Genomic DNA, 19464 nt, shown 5'->3' with positions numbered 1-19464 from the left:
GACACCTGCATTGACACAGGCTTTTAAATAGGCAATTGAGGCGTAGTCTACTCCGAAACCATTATAACTGAAAATACTGATTATGAATTTTGTTATAATTAAATTATCTTTCAGAACCTATCAAGTTTCGAGCCCGCCTAGTGCTGCAAAGTCACCTATTTCCACCTGCTCTCCCTGAAACCTGACAGCCCAGCAGTTGATGCTGACCTGCGAGTCTTCCAGACACACACCATTATCCAGTCGAAAATGCTGCTTGTATATGGGTGAGGCTACCGACCAAATCCCCTCACTCTCACAGAGCAAGCCATGCGCCAAAACATCGGCGCCAGAAAAAGGGTCGGTATGTGACAGTGCATAGCATTCCGGCTGCTGCCCTGGTAACCAGAAAATGGCTACCGGCTGTCCCTTGATGATCACGGCGACACCTGCACCCGCCACCAGATCACTCTGCTGGCATACCGGTATCCATTCTGATGCTGTCAATATGGCAGAATTCATGCGCATTCCTCCTCAGTTACATCACGTGCCGGAATTAACTGACCACGCTCTTCTATCAGCGCAATACGCGCCCGACGAGGCTCTCCGGCGTTTACATAACTACGGAAACGTTTGCGCTTGGTCGGATCCTGTAGAGCATTCTTCCACTCACACTCATAGCTATCCACCACATGTTGCATGCGCGCTTCCAGCTCGGCCCCTAAGCCAAGACTGTCTTCAATCACCACCTCACGCAGATAGTCCAGGCCCCCTTGCAGGTTTTCCATCCATACCGAAGTACGTTGCAGACGGTCGGCGGTGTAGACATAAAACATCAGTACCCTGTCGATATAGCTCACCAGGGTTTCATCATCCAGATCGGTGGCAAACAGATCGGCATGGCGGGGTTTCATACCCCCGTTACCGCAAACGAACAGATTCCAGCCCTTCTCGGTGGCAATCACACCGATGTCCTTGCTCTGCGCCTCCGCACATTCACGTGTACACCCGGACACGGCCATTTTTACCTTATGCGGCGAGCGCAATCCCTTGTAGCGATTTTCCAGCTGTATCGCCATACGCATGCTGTCCTGCACACCATAACGACACCAGGTATCACCAATACAGGATTTAACCGTGCGCAGGGATTTGCCATAGGCATGGCCTGTCTCGAAGCCTGCCGCAATCAGCTCTTCCCAGATTAATGGCAGCTCATCCAGCGTGGCACCGAACAGGTCGATACGCTGGCCACCGGTGATTTTGGTATAGAGATTGTATTTTTTACCCACTTCACCAATGCTGATCAGCATGCTGGGGGTAATTTCGCCACCGGGAATACGCGGCACAACCGAGTAGGTGCCGTTTTTTTGCATATTGGCCATGAAGGTATCATTGGTATCCTGCAGTGCCACATGGGCAGGCTCATGCACATGATCATTCCAGATACTGGCCAGAATCGAGGCCACCGCCGGTTTACAAATCTCGCATCCCCCGCCCTGCCCATAACGGCTAATCAGTTCAGCAAAGGTTTTGATCTCCTCAACCTTGACCAGATGGAACAGCTCCTGACGGGTATAACCAAAGTGCTCGCAGATCGACTTATCAACCTGCACCCCACGTTTTTCCAATTCACTGTCGAGCACCGTCCTGACCATGGCAGCACAACCACCACAGCCGGTTGCGGCTTTGGTATTGGCTTTCAGATCGGCCATGGACACCGCACCGTCATTCATCGCTTCGCAGATATCACCCTTGGTAACATTGTGACAAGAGCAGATGGTCGCCTCATAAGGCAAGGCCGAAGCGCCCAGGCCTGGCATGTCCTGACCGGTGGATGGCAAGATCAGGGATTCGGGATACTCCGGCAGTTCAATGCCATTCAAGGCATACTGCAACAGGGTATCGTAGTAACTATTGTCACCAACCAGAATCGCGCCGATCAGATGCTTGCCATCTGGCGAGACCACCAGGCGTCGATAAACACCGACCAGCTCATCGGAGTAACGGTAATTCAACGCACCAGGAGTGCTGCCATGCGCATCGCCGATGGAGCCGACGTCCACTCCCAGCAACTTCAGCTTGGTGGACATATCCGCACCGGTAAAACTGGTTTTACCGTCTCCAGTCAGGTCTGATACAGCCGTTCTGGCCATGGTGTAGCCCGGTGCTACCAGGCCGAATAGCTGCTTCTGCCACAGCGCACATTCACCGATGGCATAAATATCAGGATCACTGGTTTTACACTGGTTATCGATCACTATGCCGCCGCGCTCACCCAGGGTAAGACCGGCCTGAGCGGCCAGGCTATCCTGCGGTCGAATACCTGCTGAAAAGACGATAAGGTCCGTTTCCAGCCAGGTTTCATCGCTGAAACACATACGTAGGCGCTGTTGGTCACCAGCGACTATCTCTCGCGTCGCTTTTTCGGTGTGCACCTGCACCCCCAACTCTTCAATCTTACGGCGCAGCAACTGCCCGGCGTCTGTGTCCAGCTGCACCGGCATAAGTCGTGGTGCGAACTCCACGACATGCGCTTCCAGTCCCAGTTTTTTCAGTGCATTCGCCGCTTCAAGCCCCAGCAGGCCACCGCCCACTACGACGCCACGGGTCGCACCCTTGGCACTTTCACGAATCGCATCCAGATCATCCAGGGTACGGTACACCAGACAGTGATCCTGTTCGCGACCAGGGATCGGTGGCACAAAGGGATAAGAGCCAGTTGCCAGCACTAATTTATCGTAGCTAAATTCACCGGTGGCTGTCGTGACCGTGCGCGCCTCCCGGTCGATACTCAATACCGGTTGATTCAGGTGCAGGTTAATGCCATCGCGGCTGTAAAAATCAGCCTCACCCAGGTGCAGGTGAGACGCACTCTGAGATTCAAAATATTCAGACAGGTGCACACGGTCGTAGGCCGGGTGTTTTTCACCGGCAAAAATATGCAGCTGAAATTCATCGGCTTTATCCGATGACATCAACTGTTCGGCAAAGTGGTGGCCGACCATGCCATTACCGATGACTAAGAGTTGTTTTTTCATTGTTAAACCTCTGTTTGGTTTGGTCTGCTCACGCGGGGCAAGGGCCTATCAGGCCGTTGCTACTTTTTTAGTCACGCCGGTAGGTGCACTTTTTTCCACCTTTGGACTGGATGATGAAAACACCTCTACCTTGCGCTGTTTTTCATGCAGGAAGCGCAGCACTTCCCGGCGATAACGGTTGTAGGTTGGATCATCGGCCATTTCTATGCGGTTACGCGGTTTGGGCAGATCTATCTCAAGAATTTCACCTATGGTGGCTTCAGGTCCGTTGGTCATCATTACGATGCGGTCCGACAGCAACACCGCTTCGTCAACATCATGGGTAATCATGATGATGGTGCTGTTGATCTCGCTCTGAATTTTCATCACCTCATCCTGCAGATGGGCACGCGTCAGCGCATCCAGTGCACCAAAGGGCTCATCCAGCAACAGCACCTTGGGTTCCATTGCCAAGGCACGGGCAATACCCACGCGCTGTTTCATGCCGCCGGATATTTCATCCGGGCGCTGGTGCAGGGCATGCGACATATGCACCATCTCCAGGCTTTTCAGTATCCAGTCATGCCGCTGAGCGGCTGTTTTGGTTTTTTTGAAGGTTTTATTGACCGCCAACGCCACATTTTCATACACGGTCAACCAGGGCAGCAGTGAGTGATTCTGGAACACCACGCTGCGATCCGGGCCGGGGGAGTTCACCTCGCGACCATCCAGAATCACCGCGCCTTGGGTTGATGACAGTAGACCGGCAACAATATTTAACACCGTAGACTTGCCACAGCCCGAGTGACCAATAATGGAAATGTACTCTCCCTTATTAATGTGGAGATTTACATTTTTAAGGACACGGGTTTCCTTGTTACCTTTTCCGAAGGTTTTGTTTACACCTTCAATCGACAAATAATGCTTAGACATGTTATTCACCCTTTATTAAATTACCGGTTTATTTAGCGGTTCCACGAGTGACCAGATTGGAAATAAACCCAATCAGGCGATCCAGGAAAAAGCCCACTACACCGACATAAACCAGTGCCAGAACGATGTCGCTAATCATTGACGCATTCCAGGCATCCCAGATGAAGAATCCGATACCAACACCACCAATCAACATTTCAGCCGCTACAATCGCCAACCAGGAAAGACCAATACCAATTCTCAGACCGGTGAAGATGTAAGGTGCGGCGGCGGGCAGCATGATTTTGACGAAGTACTCATAGCCATTCAGCGACAGCACCCGGGACACATTGCGGTAGTCTTCCGGAATATTGCGGATACCCACCGAGGTGTTGATGATGATCGGCCAGATAGCAGTGATAAAAATCACAAAGATGGCAGACGGGTTACTGTCCTGAAAGGCCGCCAGTGAAATGGGCAACCAGGCCAGGGGCGGCACGGTCCGCAGGATTTGAAAAATTGGATCCAGCCCGCGCATTGCCCAGGTTGACTGGCCTACCAGCACACCCAGACTGATCCCGGCGATAACGGCCAGGCTATAGCCGTAAGCCACCCGCTCCAGGCTGGCTAGAATTTGCCAACCCATGCCGACATCGGTACCGCCATGGTTGTAAAAGGGGTTGATAATCAACTCCCAGGTTTCATCAACTACGCGGGAGGGTGAAGGTAACGTGGCTCCCGGTGAGGAGGTCAACCATTCCCAGATCAGGATTAATATGACACCTACGACCAGTGCTGGCAGTACATTGGTTACAAGGCTCTCTCCCACCGATTTCAACTGACGGGCACTTTTACCCAGTACGGCTGGCATGCCAATCCCCTCTGGTAGCGTCAATACGCGATTGGTTTTTACAGTCATAATTTTCTCTCCTGCTTAGGTCTATCCGGTAAGCGCTCAGGTTCGTTTGATATCCAGGCTGTCAAGATAGGCCTGGGGGTTATCAGGATTGAAAGTCTTGCCATCGAAGAAGGTTTCAATTCCACGTGAAGTGCTTTCTGGAATATCAGCTGAATCAACACCCAGTGCCAAAGCGGCTTCGCGCCAGAGATCTTCTCGGTTGACCTGGTCAATAAGAGCTTGAGAATCTAAATCCTGAGGCAGGTATCCCCAACGCTTGTTCTCAGTCAGGAACCAAAGATCATGACTCTTGAACGGATAAGAGGCCTGATCCTTCCAGTAACGCATCTGATCCGGATGGTTCTCGATCACCTTGCCGTTGCCATAATCAAAATTACCTTCCATGCGATCGACGATGTCATCAAAGGGAGCATGTATCCAACGACGCTTAGAGCATATTTCTGCAACTTCACGGCGATTTTCAGCTTGTTCGCAATAAATCTGCGCTTCCATCACGGCCATCAGCAAGGCCTTGGTAGCGTTGGGATTAGCATCGACATAATCTGCACGCATGGCGAAGGCTTTTTCCGGATGGTTATGCCACATCTCACCGGTGGTATTGGCGGTATAGCCGATGCCTTGATTCACCAATTGCTGGTTCCAGGGCTCACATACACAGAAAGTATCCATACTGCCGACACGCATATTGGCAACCATCTGTGCCGGTGGCACCACAATAGTGGAGATATTCTGATCCGGATCTATACCTCCGGCTGCCAGCCAGTAGCGCATCCACATATCATGGGTACCACCCGGAAAGGTCATCGCAGCATTGATCGCATTACCCGCTTCACGCTTAGCGGCTAACGCCTGACTAAAGCTTGATGTATCCAGCCCAACCTGCAAATCCTTGTATTCACTTCCGACGGAAATACACTGCCCCGCCAGATTCAGGCGCGCCAGTATATACATGGGTGTAGGAATGTTATTTGCAGTCATCGCCCCTGAAGCGATTAAATACGGCATGGGCGTTAATATATGCGCACCATCGATACCATTACGCTGTGAACCCAACACCAGATTGTCACGTGTTGTTCCCCAGGATGACTGCTTAAGCACCTCGACATCGGGCATGCCGTGCTTGGCAAAGAAACCTTTTTCCAGTGCCACGAACAGCGGTGCCGCATCTGTTAACGCAATAAAACCGAGTTTGGCTGAAGTGGTTTCCGGTTTTCCATGGCTGGCAGCGCTTGCACTATTGATACCCAGTGGGAAGATCCCACCCAGTGTTGCAGCACCTGCAACAGCCGCTACACCGCCGATAAACTTACGACGATTTGGATTTTTGGGCTGCTCTGAAGCTGCAAGTCCGGCGATTAAAGGATTATTAATCTTCATGGATGTCTCCTGAAAAGAACAAAAAAAAACGGCGTCCACCTCTGCTAACCCGCTGTAAAGCGAATTAGAGGTGGACGCCGTTGTCCAGTTACTGACTCTTACCTGTTATTAACAACCAACCCCGAAAGATTGGCTTTAGCTTGTGAATAATATAAAGCGAAAATCGTGCCACCAAGATCAAAACTATTAAAAAACAATAATTTGATTGAAATCACGATTAAGTTAGGTGTTTTTCACCCTCAATACCGCACCCATCCTGTGCAAGGCGCACTGAAATGATCCACGAATACAAACGATGTAAGGTTTAGCCAGTGTGATTATTGCGTAGCAGTATGCGGGTGCGTTCAATGATGATTTCGGCCACATCCATCAAGCGTAAATTCTGTTCCATAGCTGACTGACGTATCTGGCGATAGGCTTGATCTTCAGACAAGCCTTGGTATTCCATCAGCAATCCCTTGGCTCGCTCCAGAGTTTTGCGTTCCATCAGCGCCTGACGCGCCTGTTGCAACTCATCACTGACAGACTGTAAGCGCATAGACTGTGCTTTAAGTAACTCATACACAGAACGCCCGGCAGGTGGTGTTTCTTCACTGGAGTGCTGTTCGAAAGCCTGTAATGAATCGGTCAGAAAGCTTAAGGAGGAAGACTCACCTGCATCAGTTACCAGGCTATTGAGCAAACAGCGGTGATTGCGCAAGTCCAACTGGGCCCCATCGAGTTTGGTGGTACACAGTGCCAACAAGTCGGCAGCCAAGGCTTCTTCTATCTGTTTCATGGCATCGATACGGCAGGTGGCGACGTCATACCATACCTCACTGAAGGCTGAAGGAATGGCCTCGTCGGCCTGGGCTCGCGCCACGATTTGACGCAGCCTGTTCAGCTCAGCGGCACACTCATGTACCAGCAGCGCCTCCCACAAGGTTAAGGGTTGCGGACTACTGAACTCGGCAAAGGTTTCAAAACAACGCGCCTGAGCTTCAATCAAATGTTGCAGTTTATGCTGTTCTTCGGTTTCAAAGTGTCCTGCGGCAAAGCCACTGGCACCCCAGGCACGTTCTTGCCCGGCCAGTTCTTTTCCTTGCATAAAATTGAACATGGCGACCAGTGCCCGGGTAATATCCGGATCAGCGGCGGTATCCGCCGCTTCAAATACCACAGACAACAAGCCGGCAATCAATGCACTGATCAGGCGGGTCAACTCTTTTGCCGTAATCCGCAGATGCAATGCACGCTGACGTATTTCAGGCAGAGCATCCAGCCCATGCAATACATAGGCTATCCGGGTATACAAGCGCACACTGCCAGACAGATGGCAAGCGCTTAGATCCAAGGCTGCCAGGCGTTGTCTCAGGCCGGCTTCCATTTCCATACACAGGGCTATCTGTTCATGGCGCTGTGGCCCGAAACGCTCACCTTCTGAGGCGATATAGACATTTGACAACCCCCGCTCACGTTGCAGCATATGTACCAGCTGACTGATGCTGTTTACCAGTTCGCCGGTCAACAACAACTCTTCCAGGTTGGCAATTTCACAGCGTTTTGAGGCCAGCAAAAAATCTTCTGCACTGCATGAAGGCATGATGTGCTCCGTTATGTCTATTTGGAACATCATCCTGCAAGGTTTATACCACTATCCAATTAATCTGCCGAGCACTCGCCAGCAATAGAACATTGCAGTAACCTTGCTAACCCCGCCTCTGAAAAGTGACATGCCAGTAACCAATGCAGTTTGGTGAAGGCCGCTTCAGGTGTCAGATCCCCTCCGGAAATCACACCGATGCGGTTTAAGTCTGATGCACTGGCATAACTGCCCTGGGTTACACCACCACTGATACACTGACTGACATTGATAACTGTCACCCCGGCATCAATCAGCTCAGCCAGCACCGATACCAACCCTTTGGGAGGATTACCAGCACCATAGGTCTGTAGTACCAATCCGCGTAATCCAGGCTGATGCAACAGCCATTGCAGCTGTTCACTGGCCATACCTGGATAGACACTTAGCATCACAACCGCCTCAGCATGCATCTGCTCTGGCAAGGCCGACAACCCAGCCTTGCCTTGGGGTAGCGCCTGCAACGGCTGATAAAGGGGTTTAATCCCCAATTTTGCCAGCGCTGGAAAGGCCGGTGAGTCAAATGCAGCCATGGATTCACTATGCAGCTTCCGGCAGCGATTACCGCGCAGCAGCCGATCATGGAAGCACACACACACTTCATGAATCAGACCGTCGGCGGCCAGTTGCAAGCTGTTGGTTACATTGACTGGCGCATCGCTGCGAGGCTCACTCAGAGGAATCTGAGCCCCAGTGATGATCACCGGTTTATCTAATGGCCCTAACATAAATGACAAGGCCGACGCGGTATAGGCTAGCGTATCTGTGCCGTGCAGGATCACAAAACCCCTGTAGTCCTGCCAGTAGGAGCCTAATAGACGCGCTAAATGCAGCCAGTCGGTTGGTTCTGCGGCGGCACTGTCAATCAGCGGTTGCAGTTCCAACCAGTCAAATGCCACTGATTGAGCCGGGCTCAAGCTGTTCCGTAAACGCTGTTCAAACCCCTCCGCGGGAGCATAACCTTCGGGCGTTGCAAGCATGCCAATCGTGCCACCACAGTGTATAACCAGTACCGGCGCTGTCATAAGACGCTCTCCGGCTCAAGCGTCATATAAGGTTTTAGCATGGCTTCCGGGCTCAGCAGTCTGTCGAGCTCCTGAGGTGTCAGCAGTCCTTTTGCCAGCACCAGCTCCCTGACGGTTTCTCCACTCATCAGCGCCTGTGCAGCAATGCGTGAGGCCTGGGTATAGCCTATATGAGGTACCAGTGCTGTAACCACGCCAATGCTGTTGTGCAGATGTTCTGCACAGCGATCTTCATTAGCCTCTATGCCCCGGATGCAGCGCTGATCCAGCATTTCACAGGCGGAGCTTAGCATTCGAATTGAGCTGAGCAGGTTATAGACTATCAGCGGCTCCATCGCATTGAGCTGCAATTGCCCCGCTTCGGCAGCCAGAGTCACTGCCAGATCATTGGCAATCACCTGAAAAGCGGTTTGGTTAACCGCTTCAGGAATTACCGGATTGACCTTACCCGGCATGATGGATGAACCCGGCTGTACCGCTGGCAAACGTATCTCACCCAATCCGGTTCGGGGGCCACTTGAGAGCAGCCGTAAATCGTTAGCCACCTTGCTGAGTTTGATCGCCAGACGTTTCAGAATGCCCGAGAAAAATACAAAGGCACCCATATCCGACGTGGCTTCAACCAGGTTAGTCGCTGGCACCAATGGCTTGCCGCTTATACGGGCCAGATGGCCTATCGCCAGAGCAGAATACTCAGGGTGGGCATTAATCCCTGTTCCTATGGCTGTTCCACCAAGATTGACTTCGCATAATAGTGCACAGGCTTCATGTAACCGGTCGATATCTTCACGCAGGGTTACGGCAAAGGCTTCAAACTCCTGACCCAGTGTCATAGGCACCGCATCCTGTAGTTGGGTTCGGCCCATTTTTACCACATGATTAAACGCCTGTCCTTTCTCGTGTAGTGAATCAATCAGCGCCTGCAACGTGACGATAAGTGGTTCTGTGGCAATTTGAACGGCAACACAAACTGCTGTTGGATAGGCATCATTGGTTGACTGGGAACGGTTTACATCGTCATTGGGGTGCAAAAACTGATAATCACCGCGCTGATGGCCCGTATTAGTCAGTGCCAGATTGGCAATCACTTCATTGGCATTCATATTGGTTGAGGTACCCGCGCCGCCCTGGATCATATCCACGACAAACTGATCATGCAGTTTACCAAGCTGTATATCCTGACAAGCGGTAATGATAGCTTCAGCTTTAGTCACTGGTAACACGCCCAAATCTCGATTCGCTGAAGCCGCCGCCTGCTTTACCATCGCCAAAGCATTCACTAATTCAGGAAAGTGGCTCAGCGGTATACCGGTAATGGAAAAATTATCCAGTGCGCGCTGGGTCTGGATGCCATACCAGCAATAATCCGGCATTACGCGTTCACCCAGCAGATCGTGTTCAAGACGTGTTTTCATCAGCGATTATCCGTTTGTTTGTTTTTGCCTATTAAACCAACGGACCAGCTTGACTACCATTTGGCAAATTGTTGCTTTAAGATGCAGATATAAGCGCTATATGCATCACAATGCATCACTTCATTAGACTTTCCAACAGCCACTGAGACAGGTCCATCACCCAATGACTGAGCACTTCTGCAGTAATCTGAAATTACTCTGCAGCTACCACAAATCCATTGCCGAGGTTTGCCGACGTTTAGGGGTCAACCGCACCCAGTTCAATCGCTACCTGAAAGGCAGCAATCATCCCTCTACGCATAGGCTGCAACAGATCTGTGATTTTTTTGGTGTGGAACCGCATGAAATACTACTGCCCCATCATCAGTTTCAGCGCCTGATCAGCGTTCGCCCTCGCATCACTACGCATGCCACGGAGCAACCTGCCGCTGAACAACAGCATTTGCAACGCCTGCGACAACAAAGTGGTCAGGGATTGGACAGGTACCTCGGCTATTATTTTGAGTATTACCTATCCATGGCCTCACCTGGAAAAATCCTGCGAACGCTGGTGCATATCGAAAAAGTCTCCGATCAGGTGGTTTTTCAGCGTTTGGAGCGCATGCAGGAGCGTCCAAATGAAAAGCCCTGCCATGGCATCTATCTCGGTGCGGCCTATCTTTTAGCTGACCGAATTTTTATGGTGGATTATGAGTCGCTGACCGGGCAGGAAATTAGCCAGACTATCCTGTTTCCAAGCTACAGGAATCGTATTAGCTATCTGACCGGCCTTAAGCTGGGGGCATCCGGCAGTGGTGAACGCATGCCTTGTGCCACTCGGGTAGTTTACGAGCACCTTGGAAATTCCGTGGATAAACGCCAGGCTCTGCGCCTCTGCGGACTCTATCCGCTGGATACTGACCAGATTGAGCCACTACTGAAACAAGCACTATCCAATCAGATTGCAGCCGATGAATACCATTTGCGTGCACGACATCTGCCCAGGTAAGGATCGAAAGCGGCATTGCACGCACCAAAATAGTGCCAATATAACGCTTTCTAGATATTTCAAATCCCAGCCTTGCCAGCAATCAACTGATTTTTAAAGATAAGCCTACTATGGCACCTTTTTTGCTGGTAACTAACGCAAAGCAACAACACAATTTATAGTTTCTATCAGAGTTTGACTCTGACTACGGCAATGGCGCCCGCATCTTCACCCCGCATCACTGGGGGATGAAGATGCGGGCTTTTTTTTGGGATAAAGCTTATGAAACAGCAGACCACCTGCCCCTATTGTGGCGTAGGTTGCGGGATAACCGCCGAACTGAGTGCAAACCGGATTCTAAGTGTATCTGGTGACCCACAGCATCCGGCGAATCGGGGACGTCTGTGTGTCAAAGGCTCTACCCTGCATGAAACCACCGCGCCAGAGGCTCGTTTATTGCTACCCAGCATTGAAGGTCGTGCAGTCAGTTGGGATACGGCTCTGGATAAGGTGGCCCGGCAGATACGCCAAGCGGTGGATCAACATGGGCCTGGCAGCGTTGCCATGTACCTGTCCGGCCAGTTGCTGACTGAAGACTACTATGTAGCCAACAAGTTGATGAAAGGCTTTCTCGGTTCAGCCCATGTCGATACCAACTCACGCTTGTGTATGGCCTCAACCGTTGCCGGCCATAAGCGGGCATTCGGCGCCGACGCCGTACCCGGCTGCTATGAAGACCTGGAAATAGCTGATCTGATCCTGCTGGTGGGTTCTAATGCGGCCTGGAATCATCCGATCCTTTATCAACGCATCCAGGCAGCAAAACAGGCTAATCCTTCTCTACGTGTTGTAGTGATAGATCCGCGGGCAACAGCCAGCTGTGATCTGGCAGATCTGCACCTGCAACTGCAACCGGGTAGCGATGCGGCCTTGTTTAATGCACTGCTGGTTTACCTTGCGGATCAGGGACACGTGGATCATGCGTTTCTGTTGCAGCATGCCGAAGGCTTTGAACAAACACTGGCGACAGCACGCGCCGACACTCCCGACATCTCGATTGCCGCCACCAAAACCGGTCTTGATAGCCATGACTTGACACGTTTTTTCCGCTGGTTTGCGGCAACGGAACGCACTGTGTCGCTGTTTTCTCAGGGTGTTAATCAATCCAGTTCCGGCACCGACAAGGTCAACAGCCTGATCAACTGCCATCTGGCAACGGGCCGTATCGGTAAGCCAGGCAGCTCGCCCTTCTCACTGACTGGCCAACCCAATGCCATGGGTGGACGGGAGGTGGGAGGCCTCGCCAATCAACTGGCGGCGCATATGGATTTCAGTCCAGAAAATGTTGACCGGGTGCAGCGCTTCTGGAATGCCCCCAATATGGCCAGTGAACCGGGACATAAAGCACTGGAGCTGTTCAACGCTGTGGAGCGCGGAGAAATTAAAGTACTCTGGATAATGGCCACCAACCCGCTGGTCAGCCTGCCGGACACTCATCTGATACGCCGGGCGCTGAAGCGCTGTGAGCTAGTTATTGTGTCTGAATCCATGGCCGATACCGATACGCTGCAATTGGCCGACATCTGTCTGCCCGCCAGCAGTTGGGGTGAAAAGAACGGCACAGTCACCAACTCAGAGCGCTGCATCTCGCGCCAGCGAAGCTTGCTCCCGCCCCCTGGTGAAGCACGTCATGATTGGCAGATTATTTGTGAGGTAGCAAAACGGCTGGGATTTGCCGACGCCTTCAACTACTCACATCCAGCCGACATTTTTGCCGAACACGCCGCGCTGTCAGGATTTGAGAACGCTGGAAAGCGTTGCTTTGATATCAGTGGGTTGAGCCGATTGAGCCAGACTGAATATGACCAGCTTCAACCCATTCAGTGGCCAATCACGGCCGATGCGCCTTACGGCACACAACGCCTGTTTAGTAACGGCAAGTTTTTCACGCCTTCAGGGAAGGCCAGACTGATACCTGTCAGCTCGCAACAGCCCATGCAACAGCTGACGGACGAAGCGCCCTTGCGCCTTAATACCGGGCGTATTCGTGACCAATGGCACACGATGACCCGCACGGGCCGCACGCCGACCCTGTTTCGCCATCGTGCCGAGCCCTTTATTGACCTGCACCCGCTGGATGCAGCCACCCATGCACTTCAGGATCAGGATCTGGCCAGGCTGGAGAATGCTCAAGGGCAGTTTATCGGCCGGGTTCGCATTACACCAGGGCAACGCCCTGGCGAGGTGTTTGTTCCCATGCACTGGACGCAATCCTTCAGTAGTGAGGGTCGTTGTAACGTGCTGATTGAATCCGTGGCCGATCCAATTTCCGGCCAGCCGGAATCAAAACAGGGGGCCGTGCGCTTATCCGGTGTTGTGACAGCCTGGCACGCCAGGTTATTAACTGCTAAGCATCTGAGCGTTAATCTGCGCGGCTACTGGGCGCGCATGCCCCAGCAGCAGGCGATGGGTTATGCCCTGGCTGACAGCGACTGGCCGGAAAGCTGGTCAGACTGGTGCCTGCAACACCTGGGACAACGTCCGGATCTTTCTCTACAGACCCAGCCCAACGGCCAACTGCGTGCCTGCGCACTGGAGAACGGCAAGCTGTTGTGGCTGTTGCTGGTTTCACCTGACAAGCATTTTCCTGACCTGAAACCCCTCGATCGACAATTTACACGTTCGAACCTGACAGCCTTGCAGCAACTTAACCTGCTCAAGAGTGATCAAGACTCGGCATCAGGCGAGCTGATCTGTAGCTGCTTCCAGGTCGATGACCCAACCATCAGAGCAGCCATTCAATCGGGTTGCCACAGCGTTGAAGCACTGGGCAAAGCCCTGAGCTGTGGTACCAATTGTGGTTCCTGTATACCTGAACTCAAGGCGCTACTGGCGCAGGAGGCTGAAGATGTTACCCACTAATGCCAATAAACACAGCGGTAGCGTTGCACTGGTTGGTGCCGGACCCGGTGACCCTGAACTGATCACCCGAAAAGGCTGGCGGCTGATCTTGCAGGCTGACGTACTCATCTATGATGCGCTGGTCAGCGATGAGCTGCTGGCTGATATTCCGGTCAGCATTCCCCGAATGTATGTCGGTAAACGCAAAGGCCAGCACAGTATGTCGCAAGAGGCCATCTGTGAGCTGTTAATTAAGCAGGCACGCCTGGGTAAACGGGTAGTACGATTAAAAGGCGGTGATCCCCTGGTGTTTGGTCGGGTGACCGAAGAGATTCAGGCACTGCAACAAGCCGGCATTGCCTTTACCCTGGTACCCGGTATTACCGCTGCGGCAGGCTGTGCCGCCAGTTGTAACTTTTCCCTCACCGAACGCTCTATTGCCGCCAGCGTTCGCTTTGTGACCGCACACACCTGTGATGATCGGGAAACGCCCTGGGCCGATCTGGCACGCCGTGATGAAACCCTGGTGTTTTACATGGGCCTGTCTAAAGCACCGCGCATCAGTCTGGAGTTACAACGCCATGGCTTGCCTCCTGACTGGCCGGTATTGCTAGTGGAACGAGGCACACAACGCAACCAGCGCAGCGTGCGTACCGACCTTGCCAACCTGGTTGATTGCATCCAGCAGCATCGCCTCGAATCGCCCACATTGATTTTTGTCGGGCAGGTGGTCGCAGCGCAACAAATCAATGCATTACTTAAAGCCGCCTGACAAACACCATAAGATGCATTTTATTTACATCTTTAATAAAAGCGCGCTAGTATAGCTAGCAGAGATCACAGGGCCGCCGCCAAACATGCAATGGCGGCGGCTCAAGCTATCATCCGGAGCGCGTAACATGCTGTCAAAAAAACCACCCATTGCCCTGCTAGCTTTCGCCTTCAGGCCTTTTTTCCTGCTATCCGCCGCTTATGCCGCCTGCATTATCCTGGGATGGAGCCTATTGTTATTTACTGGGACCACCCTGCCGATCAGTTGGCCCGCACTGCTGTGGCACAGCCATGAGATGCTGTTTGGCTTTGTGGCCGCCGCGATTGCCGGCTTTCTGCTGACCGCCATGACCAACTGGACAGGTGCAGCCCCTTTGCAGGGCAAGGCACTGCTCGCCCTGGTATTGCTTTGGTGCGCCGGACGTGTGGTGATGTGGCTTTCTGCCACCCTGCCCTGGCTGGTGGTGGCCCTTGTGGATCTGGCATTTTTACCGGTACTGGCAATCTACGTCACACGGGTACTGCTACGCGCACAAAACCGCAAAAACCTGATTCTGGTCGTTATTCTGACACTGCTGTTTATCGCCAACCTGCTGATGCATCTGGGGCAGCTACAACTATCCCCCGGGCTAATGCGACAAGGCGAGTTACTCGGGCTTAACCTGATCACCCTGATGATGGTGGTGATCGCTGGCCGTATAACACCGGCGTTCACCGCCAACTGGATTCGCATGCACGGAGGTAATCCTGCCAGAGTGATACGCTCAGCGCGCATGGATCTACTGGCGATTGCCAGCACCGCCCTGCTGATTCCACTCAACCTGGGTGGGGTACCTGGCAGTGTGGTTGCCGTATGTGCGCTAGCGGCTGGGGTAGTTAATGCTATTCGCTTATTCCAGTGGCGCGGCTGGCTGGTCAACAAAGAACCCCTGCTGTGGATTTTGCATCTGGGCTATCTGTGGATTGTTGTTGCCTTGCTTCTGCGTGCTGCTGGCCTACTCCTGCCAGGATTATCTGACTCTCTCTGGCAACATGCGCTCGGTGTCGGCGCCATGGGTACCTTGATTCTGGGGGTGATGACCCGTGTGGCCATGGGCCATACCGGGCGCGCTTTGCAACTGGTGCGCTTTGGGCTGCTGATCTATATTGCTATAATTTTGTCGGGAATGCTGAGAATGCTTGCCGCAGCGCAACTGATCGACTACACCACGGGGGTTTTGCTCTCGGCGGTGTTTTGGATTATCGCCTTTGCGCTCTTTGTAGTACTCTACTGGCCTATTCTGAGCCGCCCGCGTGCTGACGGGCGCCCCGGCTGATTCAGGTTATCCATGCATATCACCAGTTTTACCGATTATGCGCTTCGAGTGCTTATCTACGCCGCTGTAAAAGCGCCGGCACAGTGTACAATTGCTGAAATCGCCGAGCGCTACAGTATTTCCCGTAACCACCTGATGAAAGTGGTACAGGTTCTCAATCAGCGCGGTTATCTCTGCGCTCAACGCGGTAAAAACGGCGGGTTGCGGCTTAAAGGATCCGCCAGTGACATAAATCTGGGCCAGTTGATTCGGGAAACCGAGCAAGACAAGCCGCTGGTTGAATGCTTTGGTCGCGACAACCAGTGTGTGATCACACCAGCATGCCAACTCAAAGGTATTCTGGCTGAAGCACAGCAGGCTTTTTACCAGTGCCTGGACCGCTATACGCTGGCGGATCTGGTCTCGGCCCGATCACAGCCACAACTGACGCAGCTATTGAACCTCACCTAAGTCGGTACACTGGATATCCTTACCGCCCCATATTCCATATAAGTCTATAAAAATTCATATATATTCTTTTTTATTTTATATAAAATCCTCCATAATCGGCAGCTTAACATCCCGTAGACCGATTGCTGACGGAAGACTTTGCTATGCCAGCCTTACCCGAAAACCGATTAACGCACCTGAAACAGCTCGAAGCGGAAAGTATTCACATTATTCGTGAAGTCGCCGCCGAGTTTGATAACCCGGTAATGCTCTACTCCATTGGCAAAGACTCCTCCGTCATGCTGCATCTGGCCCGCAAAGCCTTTTACCCAGGCAACCCGCCGTTTCCCTTACTGCATGTAGACACCACCTGGAAGTTTCAGGAGATGATCCGCTTTCGTGACAATATGGCCAAGGAAGCCGGTATGGATCTGATTGTACATATCAACCCGGAAGGTGTTGAGATGGGAATCAGCCCGTTTGAGCACGGCTCAAAGAAACATACCGACATTATGAAAACCCAAGGGCTCAAACAGGCGCTGAATCAGTATAAATTCGATGCCGCCTTCGGTGGAGCCCGTCGTGATGAAGAAAAATCGCGTGCCAAGGAACGTATTTTCTCCTTCCGTGACAAGAACCACCGCTGGGACCCTAAAAACCAGCGTCCCGAACTGTGGAATATTTTCAATACCCGCGTCGACAAAGGCGAAAGCATTCGGGTGTTTCCTCTGTCTAACTGGACAGAGTTGGATATCTGGCAGTACATCTACCTGGAAAGCATCGACATCGTTCCTCTCTACTACTCAGCGGTACGCCCGGTTGTAGATCGTGATGGCATGCTGATCATGGTAGATGATGAGCGCATGCCACTGCGTCCCGAAGAAACCCCGGTGATGAAATCGGTACGTTTTCGCACACTCGGTTGCTACCCACTAACCGGCGCCGTTGAGTCCGAGGCTGATAGCCTCGAAGAGATCATTCAGGAAATGCTGTTGGCCACCACTTCTGAGCGCCAGGGGCGCGCCATCGACCATGATGGTGCCGGCTCCATGGAGCAGAAGAAGATGGAAGGTTATTTCTGAACACAGCCGCCGAGAGGAATAGAACATGAGCCACCAGAGCGAACTTATCGCCAGCGATATCAAGTCTTACCTGCACCAGCACGAAAACAAAGAACTGCTGCGCCTGCTCACCTGCGGCAGTGTCGATGATGGCAAATCCACCCTGATCGGACGGCTGCTGCATGATTCGAAGATGATCTATGAAGATCAACTCGCCGCCATTACCCATGACAGTAAAAAAGTCGGCACCACCGGTGATACCGTTGATCTGGCGCTACTGGTTGACGGCCTGCAGGCCGAGCGTGAACAAGGCATTACCATTGATGTTGCCTACCGCTATTTTTCTACCGCCAAGCGCAAGTTCATCATCGCCGACACCCCTGGGCATGAGCAATACACCCGCAATATGGCTACAGGTGCGTCTACCTGTGATCTGGCGATCATTCTGATTGATGCTCGCCATGGGGTGCAGGTGCAAACCCGCCGCCATAGTTTTATCGTCTCCCTGCTGGGTATTCGCCATACGCTGGTGGCAATCAATAAAATGGATCTGGTGGATTACAGTGAAGCACGCTTCAATCAGATCAAGGCCGATTATCTGGAATTTGCCAAAGATCTGAACCTGCCGGATATACAGTTTGCACCCATTTCAGCCCTTAACGGTGACAATGTCGTCAACCCATCCGCACACATGCCCTGGCATACCGGCGCACCACTGATGACATTGCTGGAGCAGATCGAGATCGCCCAGGACCATAACTTTGATGAGTTACGCTTCCCGGTCCAGTATGTTAACCGCCCTAACCTGAATTTCCGCGGTTACTGTGGCACCCTGACCTCGGGCGTGGTCCAGGTCGGTGATGCGATTAAAGTGCTGCCCTCTGGCAAGCAGAGTTGCATCAAATCCATAGTGACCTGGGACGGTGAACTGGACAGAGCCTCTGCCCCTATGGCGGTGACGCTGACACTGGAAGATGAAATTGACATTTCCCGTGGCGACCTGCTGGTACACGCTGACGCGGCACCGGAATCACGCCAGCACTTCAGCGCGCATCTGGTATGGATGGACGAACAACCACTCAATCCTGCGCGGGACTATGAGATTAAACTGGCGACGAGTCGTCAGACCGGACGGATAAGCCGTATCCATCACCGCATCGATGTAAACACCCTGGAGCATATACCGGCCGGCTCTTTGGAACTAAATGAAATTGCCAGGGTCGATCTGTCACTGGAACGTGCAGTGGTTGCAGACAACTACCGCCTGCATAAAGGCACAGGTGGTTTCATTCTGGTGGACAGGTTTACCAACCGGACGGTTGCCGCAGGGATGATATTGCCACCGGAGCAGACCCAGGACAAGCTGGAACTGACCTCCGAAAGCCTGCTTAACAGCAGCCTGTGGGAACAACGCTTTGGCCAGAAAGCCAGCTGTATTCAAGTCAAAGGTGGCACGGCCGAACAGCGTGTTCAACTGCTCTACTCACTGGAAAAAGCGCTGTTTGACCAAGGCAAGGTGGCTTTTGTACTGGATACTGAGTCGACGCAAGCACCCCAGCCAGACACAGATGATACACTGGTCAACTGGCTGACCAGCAAAGGGATCATATTGATCACCAATGCAGCAAATGAACTTAGTAGTAGCCAGATCATTAATCTGGATGACGACCAGGACAGCACCAGCCAACGCGTGAGTGCATGGCTAAAACGGCTGTAGTTGCCGCACTAGCCAAACATATATTAGCTACATATAAACA

At 52.4% G+C, this 19464-nt stretch carries 15 protein-coding genes; 7 read left to right on the top strand and 8 right to left on the bottom strand.

Translation table 11 applies throughout. The features are described 5' to 3' along the window. Positions 1-120 precede the first annotated feature (120 nt). The 8 genes from nirD to ACN0R1_RS04395 all read right to left on the bottom strand — a co-directional run bounded on the left by nirD (position 121) and on the right by ACN0R1_RS04395 (position 10262). Positions 121-498, bottom strand: coding sequence for a nitrite reductase small subunit NirD (gene nirD / locus ACN0R1_RS04430; protein ID WP_417580329.1), 378 nt, complete (start codon positions 496-498; stop codon positions 121-123). Further along, positions 495-3014 carry a nitrite reductase large subunit NirB gene (gene nirB / locus ACN0R1_RS04425; protein ID WP_417580327.1) on the bottom strand — a complete coding sequence of 840 codons (2520 nt, stop codon included), beginning with the start codon at positions 3012-3014 and terminating at the stop codon, positions 495-497. Before nirB ends, nirD begins: the two co-directional genes overlap by 4 nt. Before the next feature lie 48 nt (positions 3015-3062). Further along, positions 3063-3926, bottom strand: coding sequence for an ABC transporter ATP-binding protein (locus ACN0R1_RS04420; RefSeq protein ID WP_417580325.1), 864 nt, complete (start codon positions 3924-3926; stop codon positions 3063-3065). Positions 3927-3954: 28 nt separating this feature from the next. Beyond that, a complete protein-coding gene (ntrB, locus tag ACN0R1_RS04415) occupies positions 3955-4824 on the bottom strand; it encodes a nitrate ABC transporter permease (protein WP_417580323.1) in 870 nt (289 codons plus the stop codon). 36 nt (positions 4825-4860) lie between these two features. Beyond that, positions 4861-6201 carry a CmpA/NrtA family ABC transporter substrate-binding protein gene (locus ACN0R1_RS04410; RefSeq protein WP_417580321.1) on the bottom strand — a complete coding sequence of 447 codons (1341 nt, stop codon included), beginning with the start codon at positions 6199-6201 and terminating at the stop codon, positions 4861-4863. Positions 6202-6505: 304 nt separating this feature from the next. After that, positions 6506-7783, bottom strand: a complete 1278-nt coding sequence (locus ACN0R1_RS04405) for a nitrate- and nitrite sensing domain-containing protein (RefSeq protein WP_417580319.1) — start codon at positions 7781-7783, stop codon at positions 6506-6508. A 59-nt stretch (positions 7784-7842) separates the two neighbouring features. Then, positions 7843-8847, bottom strand: coding sequence for an asparaginase (locus tag ACN0R1_RS04400; RefSeq protein WP_417580317.1), 1005 nt, complete (start codon positions 8845-8847; stop codon positions 7843-7845). Beyond that, on the bottom strand, positions 8844-10262 hold the full coding sequence (locus ACN0R1_RS04395) for an aspartate ammonia-lyase (protein ID WP_417580315.1): 1419 nt from the start codon (positions 10260-10262) through the stop codon (positions 8844-8846). The genes ACN0R1_RS04400 and ACN0R1_RS04395 overlap by 4 nt, the downstream gene beginning before the upstream one ends. A gap of 163 nt (positions 10263-10425) precedes the next feature. Here ACN0R1_RS04395 and ACN0R1_RS04390 point away from each other — a divergent pair, with 163 nt between their 5' ends. The 7 genes from ACN0R1_RS04390 (at position 10426) to cysN (ending at position 19424) form a co-directional block, all read left to right on the top strand. Next, positions 10426-11250 (top strand): helix-turn-helix domain-containing protein, encoded by an 825-nt coding sequence (locus tag ACN0R1_RS04390; protein WP_417580313.1) that lies wholly within the window; start codon positions 10426-10428, stop codon positions 11248-11250. A 261-nt stretch (positions 11251-11511) separates the two neighbouring features. Further along, complete coding sequence (locus tag ACN0R1_RS04385) at positions 11512-14151, top strand: molybdopterin-dependent oxidoreductase (RefSeq protein WP_417580311.1); 2640 nt, start codon at positions 11512-11514, stop codon at positions 14149-14151. Continuing rightward, positions 14138-14902 (top strand): uroporphyrinogen-III C-methyltransferase, encoded by a 765-nt coding sequence (gene cobA / locus ACN0R1_RS04380; RefSeq protein ID WP_417580309.1) that lies wholly within the window; start codon positions 14138-14140, stop codon positions 14900-14902. The genes ACN0R1_RS04385 and cobA overlap by 14 nt, the downstream gene beginning before the upstream one ends. A gap of 127 nt (positions 14903-15029) precedes the next feature. Further along, on the top strand, positions 15030-16217 hold the full coding sequence (locus ACN0R1_RS04375; RefSeq protein ID WP_417580307.1) for an NnrS family protein: 1188 nt from the start codon (positions 15030-15032) through the stop codon (positions 16215-16217). A gap of 12 nt (positions 16218-16229) precedes the next feature. Continuing rightward, the gene (locus ACN0R1_RS04370; RefSeq protein WP_417580305.1) at positions 16230-16667 is read left to right on the top strand and encodes an RrF2 family transcriptional regulator; all 438 of its coding nucleotides are present in this window, start codon (positions 16230-16232) and stop codon (positions 16665-16667) included. 143 nt (positions 16668-16810) lie between these two features. Next, positions 16811-17728 (top strand): sulfate adenylyltransferase subunit CysD, encoded by a 918-nt coding sequence (gene cysD, locus ACN0R1_RS04365; protein ID WP_417580303.1) that lies wholly within the window; start codon positions 16811-16813, stop codon positions 17726-17728. 25 nt (positions 17729-17753) lie between these two features. Further along, positions 17754-19424: a sulfate adenylyltransferase subunit CysN gene (gene cysN, locus ACN0R1_RS04360; protein ID WP_417580301.1), complete on the top strand. Its 1671-nt coding sequence runs from the start codon at positions 17754-17756 to the stop codon at positions 19422-19424. Positions 19425-19464: the final 40 nt, after the last annotated feature.

The sequence above is a fragment of the Nitrincola sp. genome (assembly GCF_048264025.1).
GTDB lineage: Bacteria > Pseudomonadota > Gammaproteobacteria > Pseudomonadales > Balneatricaceae > Nitrincola.
Note: the sequence above shows the minus strand (reverse complement) of the source record. Positions and strands in the feature narration are given on the sequence as shown.